The organism is Verrucosispora sp. SN26_14.1 (assembly GCF_004307965.1).
Lineage (GTDB): Bacteria > Actinomycetota > Actinomycetes > Mycobacteriales > Micromonosporaceae > Micromonospora.
Window position 1 is genome coordinate 1 of sequence record NZ_SISL01000559.1, and the last position, 3,432, is coordinate 3,432.

Annotated in this window: 3 protein-coding genes and 1 pseudogene; 3 read left to right on the top strand and 1 reads right to left on the bottom strand. The window is 74.2% G+C overall.

Annotation, left to right across the window (positions count from 1 at the left end; translation table 11 throughout):
* A pseudogene (locus EYA84_RS29010) lies at positions 1 to 294 on the top strand (Bcr/CflA family drug resistance efflux transporter); the annotation flags it as partial.
* Positions 295 to 312: 18 nt separating this feature from the next.
* Here the strand turns inward: EYA84_RS29010 and EYA84_RS29015 are convergent.
* Positions 313 to 783, bottom strand: a complete 471-nt coding sequence (locus EYA84_RS29015; protein WP_131057187.1) for an SRPBCC domain-containing protein — start codon at positions 781 to 783, stop codon at positions 313 to 315.
* Positions 784 to 864: 81 nt separating this feature from the next.
* On the opposite strand from EYA84_RS29015, the gene EYA84_RS29020 reads away from it, so the two are divergent.
* Together EYA84_RS29020 and EYA84_RS29025 are read left to right on the top strand one after the other, a co-directional pair.
* Complete coding sequence (locus tag EYA84_RS29020; RefSeq protein ID WP_131057189.1) at positions 865 to 2,223, top strand: SWIM zinc finger family protein; 1,359 nt, start codon at positions 865 to 867, stop codon at positions 2,221 to 2,223.
* A 32-nt stretch (positions 2,224 to 2,255) separates the two neighbouring features.
* A partial coding sequence (locus EYA84_RS29025; RefSeq protein WP_236146020.1) for a DUF6493 family protein occupies positions 2,256 to 3,432 on the top strand: 1,177 nt, incomplete at its 3' end.

Here is a 3,432-nt window from a genome sequence, read left to right on the forward strand (position 1 = left end):
CCGGCGGTGCTCGCGGCCGCCGGCCTGGCGCTGCCGAACGCCCCGGCCGTGGCGCTGACCCGGCACGGCGAGGCCGCCGGCACCGCCTCCGCGCTGCTCGGCTCGGTGCAGTTCGGCGTCGGCGCGGTGGCCGCGCCGATGGTCGGGGTGCTCGGCAACGGTGCGGTGGCGATGTCGCTGGTGGTGGCCGGTGGCATGGCCTCGGCGCTGGTCGTGCTGCACCTCGTGGTGCGGCCGAGGCAGCTCGACGCCCCGGAGCCCGACGCGAAACCGCTGGCCGTCGCGGTCCACTGACCGCAGCACCCGCGCCGGTTACCGGTGTGCCTCGCCCGTCTCGACGAGGCGGGCGAGGTTCGCCAGCGACATCCGGGTGCCGGTCTCGTTGTCGGCGGCGGGGACGGCGTCCGGTACACCTTCGTGCACCACGCGCACGTCGGTGCCGCCGTCGGCGTCGGTGAGCGTGGTGGTCATCGTCATGACACCGCGCAGGGCGGGATCGTCGGTCTCGAACTCCAGGACCTCCACCACCACCTCGTCCGGCACCAACCGGCGGAAGTGGCCGTGGTAGGTGTCGGTGTGCGCCGTCGTCTTGCCCGTGGCGTCGGGCGCGTCGTAGGTCAACGACACCCGGAACGCACCGCCCTCGCGTGCCTCGAAGTGGTGCACCTGGCCGGTCATGCCCTCCGGCGCCCGCCACACCGCGACCGCGTCGGGATCGAGCAGGGCCCGGTAGACCGCCGGACGCGGTGCCGCGACGTGCGCGGTGACCTGGGTCGTGTACATGCGGCGGACGGTACCGGTCACGGGTGACGAAACCGGCGCTCACCCGGTCCGTGTCGCAGGCGTGCTCTAGCGTGCGACGGCGTGAACGCAGTGCAGACGTACCGGTATCTCGCCCCCTCCGCGCTCGGCGGCGGCGCACTCGCCCTCCAGACCAGCGGCGGGCCGACCCCGAATCCCCGCTTCTTCCGTGGCTTCCTGACCACACCGCAGGCGGCGGCGGTAGGCCTGCTGGCGGTCGCCGAGGTCGCCCGCACCCGCTACCACCGGCCGGTCGACGTGGCCAGCCTCGACCCGGTGGTCACCGGCAGCCGCGACCGGTTGCGCTTCGAGTCCTTCTCCGGCTGCTGCGGCGTGTACGCGCGCCTCGACGCGCTGCCCGACGGCCTCGACGGTGACGTGGTCGAGCACGGCACCACCAACGTGGACGTCAACACGCCGCTGCGCGAGGCGCTGTCCCGGGTCGGCGGGCTGGATCCGCTGCACCTGTCGGTCGGCCCCGAGGACCTGACCGTCTCGACGATGGACGGCGAGGTGGTCGAGAAGAAGGTCCCGCTGCCGAAGCGCTGGCTGCGCGGCTTCGCCGAGGTGCAGGTGCTCGCCGCCCGCTTCGAGCCCCGCGCGGAGCTGTCGGCGGCCGAGGCCACCACGTTCCTGCGACGACTGCCGAAGGGCGGCAGCCGCTCGGTGCTGTGGGTGGTGCCCGCCGGCCGCTCGCTGCGGCTGACCTCACGCCCGGTCCCCGGGGCGGTCTGCCTGGCCGGGCCGAGCCGGTTGGTCGCGCTGCACCCGATGCTGCGCTTCGCGAAGACCCTCCGGGTGTACGGCCCGACGGTGCGGGCCGGTTCCGCGCCACTGCCCAGCGTATGGGAGCTGGACACCGGGGCGCTGCGGCTCTCGCTGACCCTCTCCCCCGAGCCCTACCGTGGCTTCTCCGGCGAGGGAGCGGCACTCACCGCGCTCGCCGGTGACGACGTGGTCGACGACGCCGAGCTGGTCTCCGCGCTGCTCTCCTGGGACCCGACGGTCGACGTGGACCGGCTGGCCGCCGAGGCGGGCATCGACGTCGACCGGGTCCGGGGCGCGCTGGCGCAGCTCGGCACCGCCGGCCGCGTCGGGTACGACGTCTCCGAGGCGGCGTACTTCCACCGGGTCATGCCGTACGACGCGGAGCGGGCCGAACGTGACAATCCCCGGCTGGTCGGCGCGCGGGCGTTGCTCGACGCCGGGGCGGTGCAGCTCGACACGGGGGCGGTGCAGGCGGACGGCGCGTCGGCCACCATCCGCAGCGGCGACCATGTCTACCGGGTCCGGCTGCTGGCCGACGGCGCGCTCACCTGCACCTGCCCCTGGTGGGCAAAGCATCGGGGGCAACGGGGGCCGTGCCGGCACGCCCTGGCCGCCCGCATGATGGTCACCAACCGGGTCGAGGAGCGGGTGTGAGGCGTCCTACGCAGGTCGACATCATCACGAGCATGCCGCGACGTCGGCGGGAGTTGGCGGAAGGCGGCACCAGCGACCTGTTCGACCTGGTCGGCAACGGTTCCGCCGAGCAGGTCGCGGAGGCGCTGGCCGGGCTGCCCGAGCCCCGCCGCCGGGAGATCGGCGTGGGGCTGACCGCCTGGTTCAAGAAGCGGGACAGGGAGACCTGGTGGACCTCGGGACCGGGCACCGCGCTCGCGGTCGCCGTCGTCGGTTGCCTGCCGACCGCTGCCCAGGCCGCCGCGATCCTCGGGCGCGCCTCGGTGCCGGTGGACGGCACCCGTGCCGCCAGGTTGGTCCTCGCCGTCGCCGAGGACCGTGGTGTCACCTGGCTCGGTGACCTGGCCTACCGGGTGGCCGCGCGGTTCAGCGAACGGTCCTGGGTCGACCGGTGGCAGTTCGTCGCCGCGTTGTTGCAGGCGCAGGGATCACCACCGCCCACCGACGACCGTTCGGTGCAGCAGTGGCTGACCGCCGTGCAGTTCCCGGACCGGGGCCGCCGAGGTGCCCCGACCCCGGTGGCGGACCGCCTGCGCGACGATCCGTTCCTGCCGGCCATGCTGCCCCGGCTGTTCGAGGTGGACGGCATCGGCACCCAGATGATGTTCGACGTGCACTGGAAGAGCTGGGACGAGCCGAAGCGACACGCCCTGCTGACCGCGCTGGCCCAACTCGCCGCCGAGGGAGTGGTCGACCGGGCGGCACTCGTCGACGGTGCGCTCGGCCGCCTGCTGCGGGGTGACCGACCGACCGCGCTGCGCGCCTTCACCACCCTGCTCGGTCTGCTCTCGCTGAGCACCGCCGAGGTCGCCGCACACGCCACCGATCACCTGCGCCTGCTCACTGACGCGCCCGCGCCGGTGGCCACCATGGCGCAGAAGGCGCTGCGTCAGGTGCCCGACCTGGAACTGGAGTCGATCCTCGACGCCTCCCGCCAGGTGCTCACCCGGCCCGACAAGGCGCTGGTCCGCACCCAGCTCACCTGGCTCGACAAGCTGGCACGCCAGCATCCCGACCGGGTCACCGAGATCGCCGAGGTGATCGCGCTCGGTGCCGACCATCCCGCCGTCGAGCTGCGCGACCGCGCCACCACCCTGGCCGCCCGCCACGGCGTCGCGCCGGTGTCACCCGACCTCGGCGCGGCGGTCACCGGCCCGCGCGGCGACGACC